This is a genomic window from Actinosynnema sp. NPDC059335 (genome assembly GCF_042752395.1).
In the GTDB taxonomy this organism is placed as follows: domain Bacteria; phylum Actinomycetota; class Actinomycetes; order Mycobacteriales; family Pseudonocardiaceae; genus Actinosynnema.
This window is the reverse complement of record NZ_JBHYXZ010000079.1, coordinates 21,568-39,209: the sequence shown is the minus strand read 5'-3', so window position 1 is coordinate 39,209 and position 17,642 is coordinate 21,568. Positions and strand designations below refer to the sequence as shown.

12 protein-coding genes are annotated in these 17,642 nt (G+C 70.0%); 4 read left to right on the top strand and 8 right to left on the bottom strand.

The features are described from left to right. Positions 1-154: 154 nt before the first annotated feature. A complete protein-coding gene (locus ACFXGA_RS23775; RefSeq protein ID WP_378091163.1) occupies positions 155-334 on the bottom strand; it encodes a hypothetical protein in 180 nt (59 codons plus the stop codon). A 245-nt stretch (positions 335-579) separates the two neighbouring features. Here ACFXGA_RS23775 and ACFXGA_RS23770 point away from each other — a divergent pair, with 245 nt between their 5' ends. Next, a complete protein-coding gene (locus ACFXGA_RS23770; protein WP_378091160.1) occupies positions 580-1,476 on the top strand; it encodes a hypothetical protein in 897 nt (298 codons plus the stop codon). A gap of 57 nt (positions 1,477-1,533) precedes the next feature. Here ACFXGA_RS23770 and ACFXGA_RS23765 read toward each other — a convergent pair whose 3' ends face one another. Genes ACFXGA_RS23765 through ACFXGA_RS23750 form a run of 4 tightly spaced genes read right to left on the bottom strand, consistent with a single transcriptional unit; the run spans position 1,534 to position 7,479 of the window. Then, on the bottom strand, positions 1,534-4,671 hold the full coding sequence (locus ACFXGA_RS23765) for a helicase HerA domain-containing protein (RefSeq protein WP_378091158.1): 3,138 nt from the start codon (positions 4,669-4,671) through the stop codon (positions 1,534-1,536). Further along, positions 4,668-5,276, bottom strand: a complete 609-nt coding sequence (locus tag ACFXGA_RS23760) for a hypothetical protein (protein WP_378091156.1) — start codon at positions 5,274-5,276, stop codon at positions 4,668-4,670. Before ACFXGA_RS23760 ends, ACFXGA_RS23765 begins: the two co-directional genes overlap by 4 nt. Positions 5,277-5,287: 11 nt before the next feature. Beyond that, positions 5,288-6,889 (bottom strand): tyrosine-protein kinase family protein, encoded by a 1,602-nt coding sequence (locus ACFXGA_RS23755; protein ID WP_378091154.1) that lies wholly within the window; start codon positions 6,887-6,889, stop codon positions 5,288-5,290. Beyond that, a complete protein-coding gene (locus tag ACFXGA_RS23750; protein ID WP_378091152.1) occupies positions 6,889-7,479 on the bottom strand; it encodes a toll/interleukin-1 receptor domain-containing protein in 591 nt (196 codons plus the stop codon). The genes ACFXGA_RS23755 and ACFXGA_RS23750 overlap by 1 nt, the downstream gene beginning before the upstream one ends. A gap of 254 nt (positions 7,480-7,733) precedes the next feature. Between ACFXGA_RS23750 and ACFXGA_RS23745 the strand changes: the two genes are divergently transcribed. The 3 genes from ACFXGA_RS23745 to ACFXGA_RS23735 all read left to right on the top strand — a co-directional run bounded on the left by ACFXGA_RS23745 (position 7,734) and on the right by ACFXGA_RS23735 (position 11,216). Then, a complete protein-coding gene (locus ACFXGA_RS23745; protein WP_378091150.1) occupies positions 7,734-8,597 on the top strand; it encodes a hypothetical protein in 864 nt (287 codons plus the stop codon). 188 nt (positions 8,598-8,785) lie between these two features. Then, positions 8,786-10,498: a hypothetical protein gene (locus tag ACFXGA_RS23740; RefSeq protein ID WP_378091148.1), complete on the top strand. Its 1,713-nt coding sequence runs from the start codon at positions 8,786-8,788 to the stop codon at positions 10,496-10,498. 313 nt (positions 10,499-10,811) lie between these two features. Further along, positions 10,812-11,216 (top strand): hypothetical protein, encoded by a 405-nt coding sequence (locus ACFXGA_RS23735; protein WP_378091146.1) that lies wholly within the window; start codon positions 10,812-10,814, stop codon positions 11,214-11,216. A gap of 135 nt (positions 11,217-11,351) precedes the next feature. Here ACFXGA_RS23735 and drmC read toward each other — a convergent pair whose 3' ends face one another. The 3 genes from drmC to drmA are packed head-to-tail and all read right to left on the bottom strand — an operon-like array spanning position 11,352 to position 17,517. After that, positions 11,352-12,140: a DISARM system phospholipase D-like protein DrmC gene (gene drmC / locus ACFXGA_RS23730; protein WP_378091144.1), complete on the bottom strand. Its 789-nt coding sequence runs from the start codon at positions 12,138-12,140 to the stop codon at positions 11,352-11,354. Beyond that, positions 12,137-13,981 carry a DrmB family protein gene (drmB, locus tag ACFXGA_RS23725; protein WP_378091142.1) on the bottom strand — a complete coding sequence of 615 codons (1,845 nt, stop codon included), beginning with the start codon at positions 13,979-13,981 and terminating at the stop codon, positions 12,137-12,139. Before drmB ends, drmC begins: the two co-directional genes overlap by 4 nt. After that, positions 13,978-17,517 carry a DISARM system helicase DrmA gene (gene drmA / locus ACFXGA_RS23720; RefSeq protein ID WP_378091140.1) on the bottom strand — a complete coding sequence of 1,180 codons (3,540 nt, stop codon included), beginning with the start codon at positions 17,515-17,517 and terminating at the stop codon, positions 13,978-13,980. The genes drmB and drmA overlap by 4 nt, the downstream gene beginning before the upstream one ends. Positions 17,518-17,642: the final 125 nt, after the last annotated feature.

The window sequence follows — 17,642 nt, the reverse complement described above, 5'->3', positions numbered from 1 at the left end:
GCCCCCTACCGCCCGCGGGCGGGCGGGGGGGGGGGGGGGGGGGGGGGGGGGGGGCCGGGTCCCGAGCGCGGGGGCGGCGCGCGGGCGGCGCCCCCCCCCCGCGCGGGCCCCGCGCGGGTGCGCGCGCGGCGGCGTCGGGGGCGCATTTCTGCGGTCACCCGTACCACGGGTTGCCGTCGGGACCGACGGTGACCGTGGTGGTGCTCGGCGGCGGGCACTCCTCGAAGGACGACGCCGACGCGCCGCCACCGGCCGCGAACACCGCGACGACCGCGCCGAGAACGGCCAACGACAATCCGGTCCGGACCGCGAAACGGGACTCGAAAATGGACACGACTGTCCTCCACTGCGAATCGGTGAATGTTGTCCGGGGCGATTCCCTTTTCATTTCGCCCGCACCACAATGGTTCACCGGCGGACGCGCGCGGACCAGGTGTTGCCCGTTTCCCGGGCGCGCGGCCAACGGGACACGGGGCGCATCCACTCCTCGTCCACTTCCGGTCGACACGCGGTCCCGATGCTGTGCCCCGCGGACCAGACGAGCCGGCCACCGCACCGGCGTGGACAGGAGGTTCGATCGTGAGCGAGTACGACGTGGCCGTGTCGTTCGCCGAGGAGCAGCGCTCCGCGGTCGAGGACGTGGTCGAGGCGTTCCGGCAGCGCGGGCTGACCGTGCTGCACGGGCCCGAGCAGACCCACGAGTGGTGGGCGCACAAGGACGGCGGCGACCTGCCGGACGCGCGGGTGCGGTTCTTCGTCCCGTTCGTGTCCGAGGTCGACGAGTTCACCACGGCCGCGTTGCGCGCGGTGAAGGCCGGAGACGAGCACGTGCTGCCGGTGCTGCTCGGCGACGTGGCCGTGCCGCCGGAGCTGCTGCACCCGCACGTCGCCTACCTGCGCGGCACCGTGCAGCGGCCGGACCAGCTCACCGACGCGCTGGTCGGTCGGATCGAGACGGCGGAGGCGGCCGGGTGGCAGCGGGCGTCGATCACCGACGTGGTGACCGGCGTCAAGGACGTCGCCCCGGCGGAGGAGGAGCCCGAGCCGGTCGTGCCGGCCACCTTCAGCCGCTACGCCGAGCAGGACGCGACGCTGCGCTACCTGGCCGAGCAGTTCGCCGCGGCGTTGCCCCGGCTGACCGCGCGCGGGTTCGTCGGCACCGCGCACGTCGGCGAGACCCGGATCGCCGTGCGGGTCGAGCGGGCGGGCGACACCGTGTACGCGCTCGACATCCAGCGCGGCGGGATCGGCGGCGACGAGACGGTCAACTTCGTGGTCGGCCGGCCGGACGGCGCGGCCCTCACCAACGGCTGGGCCCGGCCGGTCTACGACACCGGCGTGGGCGCGGCCGTGCTGGAGGTGCACGACTTCTCGGTGCTGGGCGGCGGTGGCGCGCCGCACGCGTACCGCCGGGAGGAGCTGTTCACCGCGTTGTGGGAGCGGATCGACGCGGTGCTCGCCTCGACCGTCGGCTGAGCGTGGGACGAGGAGCGCTCCCCACCCTTCCCGGGTGGGGAGCGCTCCTCGTCGTGCTCACCGGCCGCCGTCGCGCGCCCGGTCCAGCACCTCCTCCAGCCGCAGCGGGCTGGGCGGGTGGTGGCTCAGGCACAGCGGCGTCCGCATCAGGCGGAACCCGAAGGTCTCGCCCGTGACGTAGAACTGGCCGCGCTCCAGCCGCGAGATGTCACCCACCGAACTGCCCTTGGCCCGGGCCATCTCGGTGGCCGCGTTGATCTGCGCCGGGCTGTTCAGCCTGCCGAAGAACTGCGTCGTCGCGTTGCCGACGACCTGGTTGTGCACGCCCTTCGGCGCCTGCGTGGCCAGCAGCAGGCCCAACCCGTACTTGCGGGCCTGCGACGCCAGCAGGATCGTGCTCTGCGTGCTCGCCGTCCACCCGCCGGACGGCGCGATGGTCTGCGCCTCGTCCATCACCACCAGGCCGCCGAGCGGCCGGTCCGCCGCGGGGTTGCGCTTGACCCAGGCGAAGACCTCCAGCTGGAGCTGGCTGACGAACCCCTGCTTCTGCTCCTCCGACGGCAACCCGACGAAGCTGATCACCGAGATCCGCGCCCGTTTGCCCGGCGTGGGGGTGAACAGCACGGCCGGGTCCGTGGGCTCGCCCGCGCCGCCGAGCAACGGGTCGTTGACCATGGCCGCGCGCAACGTCTCCGCCAGGTCCGCGCCCGTCGCCCGGGCGGTGCTGAGCTTGCTCACCCCTTCCGGCAGGTCGTCCAGCACCTCGATGAACGCCGCCAGGTCCCGCCCGCCCGTGCGGGCGTAGTGCGTGAGCGCCTCCCGCAGCACCGCCTGGCCGCGCACCGCCGTCTTCGAACCGCCACCCAGCCTGACGTGCGGGATGAGCCGGGCCACCGCGGCCTCGACCGAGGCGGTGAACTCGTCCGCGTCCCCGCGCACCTCGGCGAAGTCGGGCAACGGGTGGAAGCTGAGCGGCCGGCCACCGGCGCGGCCGGGCGTCCACACCACCACCTCGGTGTTCGCCACGTACTCGGCGGCGCGGTCGGCGTCACCGGGCAACCAGTCCGCGGGCGGCTCCGGCCACGCGTCCCCGAGCCGCGCCAGGTCGTTGTTCGGGTCCAGCACGATCGCCGACACCCCCCGCAGGGCGCACTCCTCGACGATCCGCCGGAGCAGCACCGTCTTGCCGCTGCCGGAACCCGCGAACACGATGGCGTGCTTGCGCAACGACTCCAACCCGATCCGGATCTCACCACGCAGGCCGAGCGCGATCTCCGTCGACGACAGCGCCGCTGCCGGCACCTCGACCGCTTCCCCCACCGGCGTGACGTGCTCCCCCGGCGCGACCGGTTCCACGGGCGGCGGCCGCGTCTCCTGGTGGCTTGCCGCCGACCGCCCCGGCTGGGGCAGCACCTCCCGCAGGAACGTCGTCCGGCTGGCGGGCTTCCGGGCCATCAACCACGCCAACAGCTGGTGCGTCTGCGTGGACAGCATCTCCTTCAACGCGCTGAGCGTCCGCAGGTCGTCGTCGGAGATGTCGATCCGCCGGCCACCGGTCTGCTGCAACTCGGCCAACTCCGCGCGCGTCTTCGCGCCGTTCCACCCGCCGTTGCCGTTGCCGAGCAGGACCAGGTGCCGGTTCCGCGCACCAACCTGCGCCGCGTCCCGCACCTTCCGCATCCGGTTCAGCACCGACCGGCCGTGCGCGCTGGCGATGAGCCGGAACCCCCAGCGCTCGTCGGTGTCCAGGTCCTCGTTCAGCGTGCGGCGCAGCCGGGCGTGCAGGTCGCCGCCCCCGTGGAGCTGTTCTGCCTGCCACGCCATGTCGTCATTGCCGACCTCGTTGATCCACGACTTGAGCCCGGCCAGCAACAGCCCCGGCATCACGTCGTCCTCGTTGTGCAACTTCAACTCGCCCGCCGTGATCTCCGCCTTCTCCTTCAACCGCTCGAACCGGGTGTCGAACTCCTGGAGGTAGTCGGCCTCCACCTCGACCACGTCGTCCGGCGGGCGCGGCTCGACGGGCTTCTCGTGGAAGGAGGTCAACTCCCGGATCTCACCGTGCAGGCACGCCTCGGCGTGCGAGTGGACGGCCCGGAGCATCTGCCGAGGAGTCTGGGGCATCCACGCGCGACCGAACGCGTCCGGTGATACCGGCCAGGTCGGGTGCGGAGGGGTGAAGCCGATGCGCTGGTAGACCACGCCGAGCCACCGGCCGACCAGCGTCCGACCGATTCCGGCGTCCGTGATCGAACCCAGGAACGGGGTTTCGGTGAACCGGTCGGACACCGTGTCGCTCGCGATCGCGTGCAGCTGCTTCCAGGTGTGGGGCAGGCACGCGACGATGGACAGCGTCCGCCGGGTCGTCTCCCGGAGCTGCATCAACCCGTCGGAGATCACCGCGAGTTCCTGGACCAGCTCCGCGTTCGTCCCTCCCTCGCCGGTGAGGTCCTGGCTCCGGTTGACCAACGTGTCCAACTGGTCGATCGCGACGACGCTCGGGCCGGTCAGGGCGAGCACGTGCGAGATGTCCCGGACGAGCGCGCGCGGTCCCTTCGGCCTGCTCTGCAGGCCCCAGTGCCGGCGCTCGTCGCCCGAGTCCTCCACTCCCTGCAAGTAGGCGAGGCCGATGTCGAAGTGCTCGGAGGCGTAGAGCACCAACGCCCGGATCGTGTCGCCGCACTCGACCACCACCCGGCTGTCCAGGCCGCTCAACTGGTGGAGGAACTTGCGCAGGTGATCGGGCGTGAGCGGCACGTCGCCCCGGATAGCCCCCGCCACCACACCGGGCACGCCCGCCCGCTCGCACAGCTGCCGCAGCAGCACGGTGAGCTGGAGTTCTCCGTCGTCGGTGGACCGGCGCAGCTCGCTGCGCATCGCGTTGGCGACGTCGTGCCAGAACTTCGCGCCCGTCGTCAGCTCGACCAGGAAGAAGTAGCCGCCCTCCCCCTGCACCATGCGCCGGACCGAACCGAGCAGGTGCGTCTTCCCGACGCCCTTCTGCCCTTGGAGCACCAGGCCGATCGGACTGGAACCGGTGCTCGCGGCGGCATCCGCGATACCGGCCCGGATGCGGCGCTCCGCGCTGACGTGCAGCCCTTCGACGTGGGACGGCGAGGTGTGCCAGACGTCGTCCGGCGTCAGGGCGGAGTTGAAGCGCAGCGCCGCCAGCGCCTCGCGTTGCTGCTCGGTCATGATTCCTCGATCGCCATGAGGTGCTTGTCCTCGCTGCCGATCCGGATCGCCGCTTCGTGGTCGGCCTCCGTCAGCGCCTTGCGGTTGGACTCGGGCACCAGGTGGATCTCGCCGTTCTTGAACATCTCCAGCAGCACGGCGTCCACCTCGTCCCGGTCCGCGCCGTTCAGCTCCGGCCGCAACCGGGCGAGCCGGACCCAGTCCTGCGGCTTCACCGACAGCGCCTGGTACGCGGCCCGGATCACCGACTCCAGGTCCGCGCCGGAGCGGTAGATATCGACGAGGCCGATGCCGTGCCGCCGGAGGAGCGGGACAATGCTCCTCAGTACTCCGAACATCTCCCGCACCAGGGCTCCCGTCCCGGAAGGTGCTTCGACTGCGGCAATTGCTTCCTCGCACCAGCGAATGCCGTCCTCGGTGATCCGGTGCACATACGGCTTGGCGCTCGTGTCGGATGCGATGAGACCAGCCTTGTTCAACTTGTTCCGTCCGGGCACCGTGAGCCTGACGTTCTCCTTCGTCAGCTCGGTGTTCAGCACGTCCCGGTTCAGCCGCATGAGCATGAACAGCGCGGCTTGTTCCTGGGTTCCGAACTTCTCCGGCATGGTGCCGCCTTTCAGTTGGTGGACGCGTCGATCCGACGGTCGATCCGGTCGAGGAGGGTCTTGATGTCGGCCAGCAGGCCGTGGGAGGCGATGAACCGGCCGTCGTCCGCGTGCGACTTGGACAGCACGCCGAGGTCGGCCGAGAAGTCCCGCAACGCCGCCAGGTCGCCGTTGTCCAGCGCGGTCGCCATGCCGTGCACGGTCTCCTCGACCAGCGACAAGCGGCCGACGGACGGCAACCGCTCCGGCACGGCCCGCAGCGCGGAAGCCGCGTTGCGCAGGGCGTCGGTGTCCCGGTCGACCGCGCCGGTGATCATGCCGTGCAGCTCCCGCGCCACCCCCGGCCCGAACTCCAGGTGACGGAGGTTGCGCAGGAAGCCGGGCAGGTCCTCGGGGTCCGTGCCGTCGGTGAGCACGCAGAACAACCGCCGCTGCCCACCGTCCGGCCCGATGGTGTGCCGCAGGAACCGCTCCACCTCGGTGACCTGCCACCGGCTCAACTCGCGGTCCACCACCAGGCACAGGTGCTCGGCCAACTCGCTGGTCCGCTCGAGGATCTCGAGGTCCCCCGACGACGACCGCTCGACCCGCACGTCGAGGCCGCGCAACTCCTCGACCAACCGGTCCGCGACGGACAACGCCGACCGCGGGCTCGACACCAGCAGATCCAGCTCGAACCCCCGGTGCCGATCCCGCGCCGACGCCACGTAGGCGTCCCGGTTGTCGTCCAGCACGTCGGTGCGGTCGAACTGCTGCGCGAGCACGGCCGCCACCGTCTCCAGCGCGAAGGACACCTGCCCGGCCGACGGGACCTGCTCCTCCAGCACGGACAACTGCTCGCCGAAGCTCCAGTAGGAGACGTACGGCAACGTGAGATGGCGCAGCATCCGGTCTTCCGGCACGCTCTTGACCAGCCAGTTGCGGAAGAACGGGGCGACGACCTCGGTGCACCTGCGCCGCCACTCCTCGGCGCGCTCGTACTCCACCGAGCTGTCCAGCCGGGACAGGATCGGCAGCACCAGGTGTCGAGGCCGGTCGTAGGGCAGGCGGTCGCGGGCGGTGTCGGCGCGGCGCACCACGTCCACGATGTCCTTGAGGTTCTGCTCGTTGGCGGTGAACAGGACGGCCAGCCGGTCGGGCAGTTGCGCGGTGCAGATGCCGGCGATGTCCGAGATGCCGGTCCGGCTGTCGATCAGCACGAAGTCGTACTCCTCGGTCCACTGCGCGCGGCAGCGCTCCAGGAAGTCGGCGAACTCGCGCCGGTACAGGTCCTCCCAGTCGATGCGCTGCATCCGCTCCGTGTACGAGCTGTCGTTCCGGCCCGCGGCCAGCAACGAGAGGGTGTTCCCCTCGACGTTGACCCGCACCGCGTGCGGACGGGGGTGCGTCGCGCCCGCGAGGAAGTCGTAGGCGAGGTCGATCACCCCGCCCTCGGGCTCCTCGGCCATCACCGACTTGAAGTAGTGGTGCAGACCGGGGGCTTCGAGGTCCCAGTCGACGGCGAGCACGCGGTAACCCCAGCGGGCCAGCAGCACGGCGACGTTGGCGAGCGTGAAACTCCGGCCGACCCCGCCCTTGTAGGAGTAGAAGGTGATGACGGTCCCTGTGGTCATCAGAACCTCGGCAGAGGAGGTGAGGGGGACAGCACGGGGTTGGGCGGATCCACGTCGGGCCAGTCCGGTTGCCAGGGCGGGGCCTGCTGGATCAGGGCCGCGAGATCGGCGGCCAGCTTGTTGACCTCACGGTGGAAGCGGACGTAATCGTGGGTCTGCTGGTACACCGGATCGGGATAGGCGTAATCCTTGAAGTCGAGCCAGGCGCGGACCTTCCCCTCCAACGGGAAGTTCTCCGAATCCGCGAACAGGATCGGCACGACCAGCCCCTGGGGTCTTTCCGGACTGGCCAGGCCCAGCATCCTCTCCCGCTCCAACATGCTGTGCCACTCGGCCATGCACCACGCGGACTCGAAGTACTGCGGGGTGAGCAGCTGGATCATGATCTTGCTGTGCCGCAACGCGTGCCGCAGGCTGGACGGCCAGTGCACCGCACGCGGCATCTCCTTGTCGACGTAGACCTTCGGAGTCGGGGCGAGCTGGTCGGCCAGACAATCCGTCAGTTTCTCGTAGAAGTGGTTCAGCAGCCATTTCTGCACATTGCCACGTCGGGCATAGCTGATGAACAAGTCGAACTCGTAGCCGGACACGCGGCAAATCCTAGGCACGGATCCCGCTCCGAAAAAAGACAGAAAAGTGGGCAATCGGCTCCGCACGGGCCAAAAACTGGACAAACGCAGACCGGAAGCGCACCGCGGTACCGCGCGCTCACCCCCGAACGGCCGGGAAAGAACCCCCGGAACCTGTCGAACCCGTCCACCGGGACACCCGCCGGCGCTACCCTTCGTCGGATCCGATACCCGTTCTCCCGCACGGGGACGGATCCGGGCTTCCACACGACCGCATGGGGCAGGCGTTGAGCGAGTACCAGTACTACGAGTTCGTCGCGGTGGACCAGCCGCTCGACGCGCGGGCACAGGACGACGTGCGCGCGCTGTCGACCCGTGCCGAGATCACCGCCACCACGTTCGTCAACGAGTACCACTGGGGCGACTTCCGCGGTGACCCGGACCGGTTGGTCGAGGACTACTACGACGCGCACCTCTACTTCGCCGACTGGGGCACCCGACGCCTCATGCTGCGCGTGCCCCGCACCGTGCTCGACCTGGACGCGGTCGAGCCCTACCTCGTCGAGGAGCAGGTCGACGCCTGGATGACGGACACACACCTCGTCCTCGACCTGCACAGCCACGACGAGACCGACGAGTCGGACTACGACCTGGAGGACGCGCTGTCCACCATCGTCGGCGTCCGAGCCGAACTCGCCACGGGCGACCACCGCCCGCTGTACCTGGCATGGCTGGCCGGCTACGGCGCCTGGGAACGCGACGAAGACGCCTTCGACCGCGACGCCGACAACCACCAGGAACCACCGGTGCCTCCGGGCCTGCGCACCCTCACCGCCCCACAACGCGCCCTGGCCGACTTCCTCCGCCTCGACAACGACCTGCTCACCGTCGCCGCCGAAGCCGGCCCACCGCTCCACGAGCCCACCGACGACCCGACCGAACTCGCCGCCTGGCTCGCCGCCCTACCCGAACCCGAGAAGGACCGCCTGCTACTCCGCGTCATCCAAGACCAAGCCACAACCGTCCGCCTGGACCTCCTCCGCCGGTTCCGCGACCACACCACCGGCCACACCGCACCACCACGGCGCACCGTGGGCGAACTCCTGGACGAAACGGCCCGCCGACGCGCCAAAGCCTGAGCCGCGTCGCCGAGCGCCTGGTGTACGGGTTGGCCACCACCTCCGGGGCCACGGCGGTGCCACCCGGCGCAGCGCTGAAGACCTCACCACCCCATCACTTCCCGGACCCGAGTGGCATCGGGCCGTAGACTCCGGCGGCCAACACCGAGGAAGTCCGGCCGTTGCGCGAGCCCGCGGGAGGAGATCGCATGCAGGATCCTTCGGAGTCGATGGAGATCGCCGCGCCCGGGCAGAACGCCCGCAGCGATACCGCTGACTTACCCGGTGCGTCCGACCCGACGACGGTCCTGGTGGAGGTGCTTCCAGGAGTGGCTGTCGTCGCGGGTGAGGTCCCGGCCGAGCTGAAGCCCGACCTGATCGACTTCGGGATCGTGCCGGCCGGCGACCGCAAGCAGATCTCAGCGATCCTGGCCTCGATCGGCAACGCGGCGACCGTGGTCGGCAACTTCGGGAACGCGTTCGCCGGCGTGCAGGGACTCTTCAGGATCGGCACCACGGCGCAGGCCCTGCTGAACAGCGGCGCGACGCTCGCCGCCAAGGACGGCGGCAACCTCGGCGCGGTGATGGTCTCCGGACGCATCGTGCACCAGGCCCGCTTCTACCCCGTGACCGCGCTGAGCAAGGCGCAGGTCGCCGCGTCGGTCGGACCGGCGCTGGCCATGATCGCCCTCCAGGTGATGCTGAGCGAAATCTCGGGCCTCGTCAGGACCAACCTCGAGGTGACGAACCAGGTCCTCACCGCCCTCCGCAAGGACCAGTGGGCCGAGCTGAAAGGGCTCGTCGCCGCCATCGAGCGGGCGGTCGACCAGGCGCGCGAGATCGAGTCGGTCCCGACGTCCCTGTGGGACGACGTCGCGGGCAGCGGAGCGCTGCTGCACAAGCAGCTCGAGCTGTACCAGCGGAACGTCCGCGACCACGTCGCGGAGATCGGTCGGACGGACACCCGCGACCGCCGCGATTATCTGCGGACGAACGCCGAGGCGATAGCCTTCGACGTCCACGCCCTCCTGTCCTCTCTCCACGCATGGACCGGCTACCACGCCCTTCGTGCCGCAAGAGCGAGAGCCGCCGGACGCGAAGACGCCGCCGAGGCGCACTACGCCGAGGTCATCGCGCGCGACACCCGAGCGGAGTTCGACTCCACTCTCGCCGAGACAACAAGCCTTGTCGACGCGCTGACGCGGGAACTGCGCATCAGCATCGAACTCCGCCTCCCCGACACCTGGCCGCTGCCGGGAAGGCGGAAAGACGTGAAGGCAGCCCGCGAAACCACCGCCCGCCTCCTGGAGGCGATCCAACCCCTCGCCGACGCCCTCCATCCACCGACCCCTCCGCTCGAAGCTCCCGACGTCGTCTGCGCACCCGAGTCGCTGGATCCGGAGCCGTACCTCCGCATCCTGCGATGGTTCTTCGAGGACGGCGAGACCCTGCGCGCCCTCGCCTTCCCCGACCAGCCCGACAGCTCCGACCCCGTATCCGCGATCGTCGGCGGAGCCAAGGACATGCTGGCGTCGGCAATGGACAAATCCTCGGCGAAAACAGTTATCGCCGTCACGGATCGCCGCATCATCACGGCCAGGACAAGCGCATTCCTCGAGCAAGCCGAGACCGGTCAAGAGATCCCCATCGACCAAGTCCGATACGTCCGCACGACGACCACGCAGGACAAGACCGCACGCCTGGCGATCGACCTCATCACCCGCGACGAGAACATCCGGTGGCTCTTCCACACCGACATTGACAACACCCGAGCAAACGCCCTCGCCGCCGTGCTGGCCGAGTCGATGACGATCCCGGACGCTGAACGCGATGCGCTTCAACGACTGCGCCACGCCGCCATCGGGATGGGCGAGACCGACGAGTTTCCTCCCGAACCGAGTGGATCGGGAACCACAACCTAATCATCCCGTAATGCCGACTGCGACGAAGCGCGGCCAACACGAGCTGACCCTCACTCTGCCAGCGTGGTTCGGCCGTTTCCCTGACCAGCGCAAACAGAGAACCAGCACGTCAGCCGGTTCCGTTCGTCGCCGTTCAGAGCCGTCGCACGCCGTTCAACCCCATCACCTGCTCCAGATTTGCTCCACACATCGCAGCGTGAATGACGGCAGAGGACGGACTCGAACATCGAACATGCGTTCCCCAGTGCGGTGTGGAACTTGGTTGCAACCGAGGTGCAGACGCCAACCGCCCGGCCAATCGTGCGCCCCGATCGTGCCATGCCGCAGCCGTCGCCTCGTCCGGAAATCCAGAGCCCGCCGGATAGTCCGGGTTGTAGACGACCTGGAACTCCTCATCCCACGCGTCGCTGCTGTCGCCGCAGCACCGGTTCTGCGGGCCAAAGGAGAGGAAGCCCGCGCACCCGTCGCACGCGACCCGGCACTCGCGCAGGACCTCCGGATCGGCCGACCGGACCCGCCATGGCAGTACGACGACGGCGGCCTGGTCGGCATCAACACCGCACCACCGTCGGTCATCGTGCAGTGCTGCGGACTCAACGGCCGCGCCGCCGAGCAGATCGAATGCGCCCGCCAACAGCACCCGCTCCCTTTCCATTCGGTCGACGAGCTGCTCGTCTTCGCCGAACTGGATGTCAGTGCATGGGACCTGATCCGCTAACGAGCGGTTATCTGCTTCTGAGCACCTCGTTTCGGTGCAAAGGCGAGCCGTCGACAAGACGAAGGCGCTGCGAGGGAAGCCGGTCGTCTCCGCTTCCTGATCACCTAGGCCTGGGAAGGCGGTCGGTAGCGGTTCTCAGGATACTTCCAGCGGACTCAAGCACCGCGTCTCTGGCCGCATCAGCGCCCGGAAGTGGCGGTCGAGTCTGTTCGCGAATCCGCGGTCACGGGACAGCACACCGACCTCGATGTTGTCCGACAGCGCACGGTCGGTGAGGTTGGCGCTGCCGAGCAGGGCCACTTCAGCGTCGGCGACGACGACTTTGGCGTGCAGGGAGGCTCTTACCGGGCGGTGCGACGTCGGCCAGTGCCAGAAAGTCGCCACGTCACGCAGAGCGGCGAAAGCGTCGGCGGCGCCGGTGCCGCGTAATCCCCCACCCATCGCCGTGGACGTTTCCAACACCAGGTCCAGACGTACTCCTCGGGCGGCGGCCGAGGTCAGCTCACGCACCACGTCAGCCACGCCGTACGCGGCGAAACTTACGACCAGCAGCTTACGGGTGGCCGCTCGCACTAATCCGACGACTACCGAACTGGTGAGTCGGACCGGCACGGCGGCGGTCGATGGACCGCTGACGACCAGACGTGCCCGGTCGTGCTCGGCCTGCTCGTGAGCCGCGGACGCCGCTGTAAGGGCGAGTGCCACCGCCTCACCGGACAGGTGGGGCGCCTGCCGCTGCCACACCTCGACCAGTTGGCGTGCCGACGTGGATGCCTCCATACCGGACGTCCGGTCGATGAGCTTCGCTTGGATGTCCGGCAGCGGTCCGGGTGCCGTGGCGAGTACGGCGCCCCAGGCGGCGACCTGGTTGGAGGACAGTTGCCGCGCGAGAGCCGCCACCTGGGCCGCGAACTCGGGGTTCACGATCCGAAGAAGCCGCACCCCGCCGAGGCGAGCGTGTCGACCAGCAGTGTCCGGTCCAGGTACTGGTTCCCCCGCTCGCAGGAAGTCTCCGAGGCGAACAGGCAGGCGTGGCACGCCGCGCCGTACAGCCTCGCGTGCTCTCCCGGGTCGTGTTCGGCGCACAGGGGGTCGCTGCTGCACAGGCGGGCCGCGTCCAGCGCGCGGTTGATCAGTGAGCCGAGGCTGTTCTGCTCGCCCAAGGCCACCAACCCGCCCAGGGTGCCCTCGCTGTCCGGTGCGGCCGTGTAGAGCAGGATGCCGGCCATCGCCGGGTTCTCCGGGTCGACGTAGATGCGTTCGCCGATGCCGGAGGCGCTGTACCCGGACTCCAGCGCGAGCTCGCGGATCATGGCGTGGGCGAACGTGTGCAGCAGGACGTAGCGGCTCCCCGGCCAGTTCCCAGGGTCAAGCCGCCGGCGCTCCCGCCACTGCTCGTGCGCAGGGATCAGGATCCGCCGTTCGCGGTCGCACACGGCCTCGCGCTGCGCCCATTCCGCCAGAGCGCGGTGGGAGAACTGGAAGAAGATGCCCTCCCCTCGCGTCTCTGCACAGGGAACCCAAGTCGGACGGCCCTCCGCCAGCGGCGCGCACCGGGGGTCGGCGCTGCCCGACGGCCCCCACTCGGGGGCGTCGATGCGCGTGAAGCCGTACAGCGCGGAAACCTCGCGGAGCCGGGTCACCAGCACGACCTTGTCCAGCCAGTGCTCCGTGTCCTGCGGCGGGTCCGTGACCCGAGTGCTGAAATCGGGCAGGCCGTATTCCCGGTTGTCGGTGAACGTCTCCCACTCGGGGGTCAACAAGTCGGAGGCGTTGACCGGCTCCTCCTCGACTGGACCGCTGGCCCGACGCCGGATGGCCTCCCACACCTTGTCCTCACCGTAGGGCTCCAGCTCCGGCCAGCACCGCTGCGTCCGCATCAGCGTCTTCGCCGTGGCCGCCGGCAAAGCGGCCAAGAGCCCGAGCAGCCCCCAGTACTCGCCGACGAGCTGGTCCACCGGATCGCTGGAGCGCGGCAGGCTGAACGCGCGCAACTGCATCGCGAACCAGCTGTTGGTGGCCCCGAGCACGAGGGTGCGGGTGGACAGCCCGCACTCCCCGAAGGTGCCCAGGTGCGGGTGCCTGCCCCGGCAGGCCGGCAGTCGCTCGGCCCCGGCCGTGCCCAGCGCCTGTGCCATGCTGCGCTCGTTGCCGCACTCGCAGCGCACGATGATGTTGGCCGCCTCACCAGTCGTACCGCGCTCGATCAGCTGCAGCGAGTGCCCGCTCTCCGGGGTGAACCCGTCGTGGGCGAAGTACAGCCACGGGAAGTCGTCAAGGTGGCCGTTGCCGCAGGCGAGCACGAACCGGGCGGGAACTGCGACGGGCCGGGTGGTCCGGCCGCCTCGGCACGAGTGCACGTAGCGGACGCGGTCCGGGTTGAACACATCATGGATTAGCTCGAAGAACCCGCCGTCGGCCCGGCCGAGCCGGTTGCACCGGGTGTCCGAGCACCGGAGCCAGGTGGGGAACAGCCCTACCGGTACACCCACCCGCGTCCAGTCGCCGAACAGGTCGTTGGTTTCAGGTAGGTACGGCGGCCGGCGCAGTGCCTCGACCTGCACCCCCAGCCGACCGCGCACCGCCGCCAGCAGGCGTTCCTCGGTTACCTCCTCCGAGTGGCGCAGGTCCCAGCGGTCCAGGCCCATCGTCACGACCGACAGGTTCGGCAGGTCGGCGACCGCGCCGACCCCGTAGCTGTGCAGCAGCTGGTTGGGCCGGAGGGCGCCCACACGGCTCGCCCTCGGCTGTGCGGGCGCGTTCATCGGTTCTCCTCGGCGTGCGATGGCTGCTCAGCCGCGTTCGGATCGGTCGGCGGGCGGAACACCGGCTCCGCCTCCAACGGGTCGATCACCGGGGTGAGCAGGAGCTGGATGCCCGGCTCCACGTCTCGCAGCGAGGTCGGCGCGGTGAGGCGATTCCACGGCGGCTGCTCCGGTCTGCGCAGGAGCCCGGCGATGTCGTCGCTGACGCGCGGCTGGTCGTAGGCGAGCCTGCGGCCGGGTGTCGCGCGCTGGGTGGCCCACATGTCGAGACGCTGGTCGAGTTCGTCGGTGACCCGGCTGCCGACCCGACGTGGCTCGCTGCCGGCGCGACGGGTGAGGAAGCGCACGACGTGGTCCGCGAGCGGCGAGTGCCGGTCGAAGTCCTGGGCGTGGAGGTTGCCGTTGTAGGCCCGCTCCAAGTTGCGCGCGAGCGCCACCAGCACGCCGGTCAGTCCCCGGTCGATCGCGCGGTCGGCGAACGGGGTGACCGACAGCCCTTCGACCCGGCGGTAGAACGTCTCGTGGAAGTGCTCGAACGTCTCGTAGTGCGAGAGGTCGCGGGGGCGGGCCCAGTTGTAGACCGTGAACACCAGCCCCGGCAGGTCGCGGCCGACCCGGCTGGTGGCCTGGATGTACTCGGCGGTCGACTTGGGCTGGTTGGCCACCACCATGACGCCGAGCCGCGAGACGTCGACGCCGACCGCGATCATGTTCGTGGCCAGTAAAACGTCGATCGGCGCGGGACCGCCGCGCCGGCGACCGCCGGTGAACCGGATCTTCAGCTCGTCCAGCAGCGGCCGGATGCCGTCCGAGCCGAGCCGGGAGGTCAGCTCCTTCTGCTTGGGGTCGTACCGTCGCGCCAGCCCGCGGGCATCGGCCCTGGCGAGCCTGGCGCTGACGTCGTCCTCGACCAGGCGGCGCATTCCACCCAGGTCGCGGAGGCTGTTGAAGTAGCCGACCAGGGTCATGTAGTGGTCGGTTACCTCGTTGGGCCCGTACCGCTCGTGGATGCGCTGCGCGGCGCCGAGGACGGAGACGTAGATCCGGATGAGTGTGGACTTGAGCCGGGCGCCGTGCGCGCACACACCGATGTAGAGCCGGCCGGGCTTGACCGGTTCCGAACCGTCGCCCGGCTCCCGGGAGGTCCTGCGCTGGCGAGCGAAGTAGCTGTCCGCGATGGACACACCTGATGGTGGGAACACCTCGGTGCGCCGGTGGAACAGCGCGCGGATCTGCCGGCTGGCGCGGCGAACGGTCGCGGTTGAGGCGACGACCTTCGGGCGCACGAAACGCCCGCTGTTCAGCTCCCAGGAGGCGAGCCGGTCCACCGCTGTCTCGTACAGGCCGACCAGTGAGCCCAGCGGTCCCGAGATGAGGTGCAGCTCGTCTTGGATGATCAGATCGGGCGGGCGGATCGGACGGACGCCGACGACTCGGCCGGGGTGGCGCGCCCGCTCCCACTCAGCCTGCTCCAGGTCCTCGGTGAGGTAGCCGTGCTGTTCACACCGCCGGGTCACCCGGCCGAACAGCGCTGTGGTCTCCCCCTTCCAGGCGAGCTGGGCGAACTTGTCGACGGTCGCGATCACCAGCGAAGGCGGGTACCGGTAGATCTCCTCGTCCACCACGAGCACCGGCAACCCTCGCTGGGTCGGGTCGGCGGGCCCGGACACCACACCGAACGGGCAGAAAACGTCCGAGCAGCTGATCACGGTCCGCCGCGTGGTCGCGTCGACTTCGATGTCCCGGCCCTTGTCGATCGGGGCGCCGCACCACGGGCAGCTGGTGAGCTGGTGCGGCGAGCCCTGTCCGAACGACGGCCGCCCGCTGGAGCGTCGCACCTCCCGCAGCCACTCGACGACCTGGTCCGTGCGGTTCGGCGTCACCCGGCCACCGACCCACAGCCCGATCCGGAAGGGCACGCGTCCCCAGGCGGTCTCGTCGGCGCGCCGCAGCACCTCGGCCGCGCAGATCAGGATCGCCGCCCGCTCGAACTGCTGGATGGTCAGCAGGCGCAGGGTGTACCGCATGAGCACGGCCACGCCGTCGTCGGCACGCATCCCGCCCAGGGTCGGCTGCAACCGCCGGACGGCCAGGGTGAACGCGGTCAGCCCTAGGTATGCCTCCGTCTTACCACCACCGGTGGGGAACCAGAGCAGGTCGGCGACGCCGAGCTCCGCGTCGTCGGACCTCTCCGCGTGCGCCGGGTTGGCGAGGGACGGCAGGTTCAGCAGCACGAAGGCGAGCTGGAACGGCCGCCAGCTGCGGTTGCGCGGGATGTCCGCCGCGTCGACCAACTCGTTGAGCGACTTGGCCGGGTTCCGGCGGCGCTCGTCGGCCGCGATTGTGTGGAGGCGCTGGAGCGCCATAGCACGGTTGGCGAACCCGAACGCCCGACGCGCCGCCTCGTCGGTGCCGAGCAGCTCAATACCGGCCTCGATGCGCTCCGCGGCGCGCCGGGCGTCGGCTAGCGCCGCCTCCGCCTCACCTCGATAGCCGTCGAGCCCGGTGGCAGGGTCGTCCACCTCGGCCTCGCGGTCCGCGATCCACGCGCGGTACCCCTCGCTGAGCGGGCGCAGCGCCGCCACCAGGCCGTCGGCAGGACCGTCGGCGAGCTTGCCGAGCTTGGCCATGTCGAGGACGAGATCGCCCAGGGTGGTCAGGTCGGCATCCAGCTCGGGAGTCGGGACGTCGGTGGCGGGCACCTCGTGCTGTGGCACGGTGCGCGTGGTCAGCCGCACGGCCCGCGTGGATCGTTCGGTGCGGCGTTCCGCGTGCACGGCAACACCGTGACCAACGGCGAACTCCGGCTTGAACCGATAGGCCATCGCCAGCCGCCGCTGCTCGGCGTGGTCTAGGTCGTCACCGTTAGCGGCCAGGTCGGGACGCGGCAAGAACACCTCGCTCCGATCCGGCGCGGCGGCGGACAGCTCTACCTGAAACAGCCAGTTCGCGGGCGCACGACCCGTTCCGCGAGGTCGTCGGTTCTCCAGGAACAGCGACACCAGCCAGTGCCCGTCGTGGCGCCGTGCCCGACCCCGGATCACGACCTCAGGATCGCCGCGGTCCGGCGCGACGGGCAGCAGAGCCCCCTCGGTCAGCCGCACGGACACCGTGCCGCCCATCGAGACCCGGCGCCAGACGCGGTCAGGAAGCCCTTCCGCGGTTTCCGCCGCGACGCGCTCGTATCGCCCCCACTTGGCTCCGACCTCCAGCACTTCGGTGTCACCAGCCACGGTCGTGGTGAACCCTGCCGACGACAGCGCAAGGCTCGCCATGTTCGGGGCGCTGGGCTCCTGGCCGCCCTCCTCCGGCTCGACCGCTGGTCCCTCGGGGAGATCGTCGTCCTGCGCCTCGGGCTCGATGACCTCGCCACGTGGCGCAAGTCTGCCCAAGGGATAGCGGTCGAGCGGGTCCTCGCGCGCGAACTCCTCCTGCTCGCCCTCCAGCGGTCCGAGGAGGTCCCTCAGGACGAGATCCAACAGCTCTTCCCGGATCTGCTCGGGTGGAGGCGCGTTCAGCACGGTCCCGTCGGTCATGGCGCACACCGTAGACGGCGGCACCGACAGCGAGATGCGCTTCTCTACGAGTCGAAGGCCTCGTCCCCGAAAGGGTGAGAGGAGTTGTTCACCCCTGGGCCATGTCTCGGTGACCGTGCGCACCA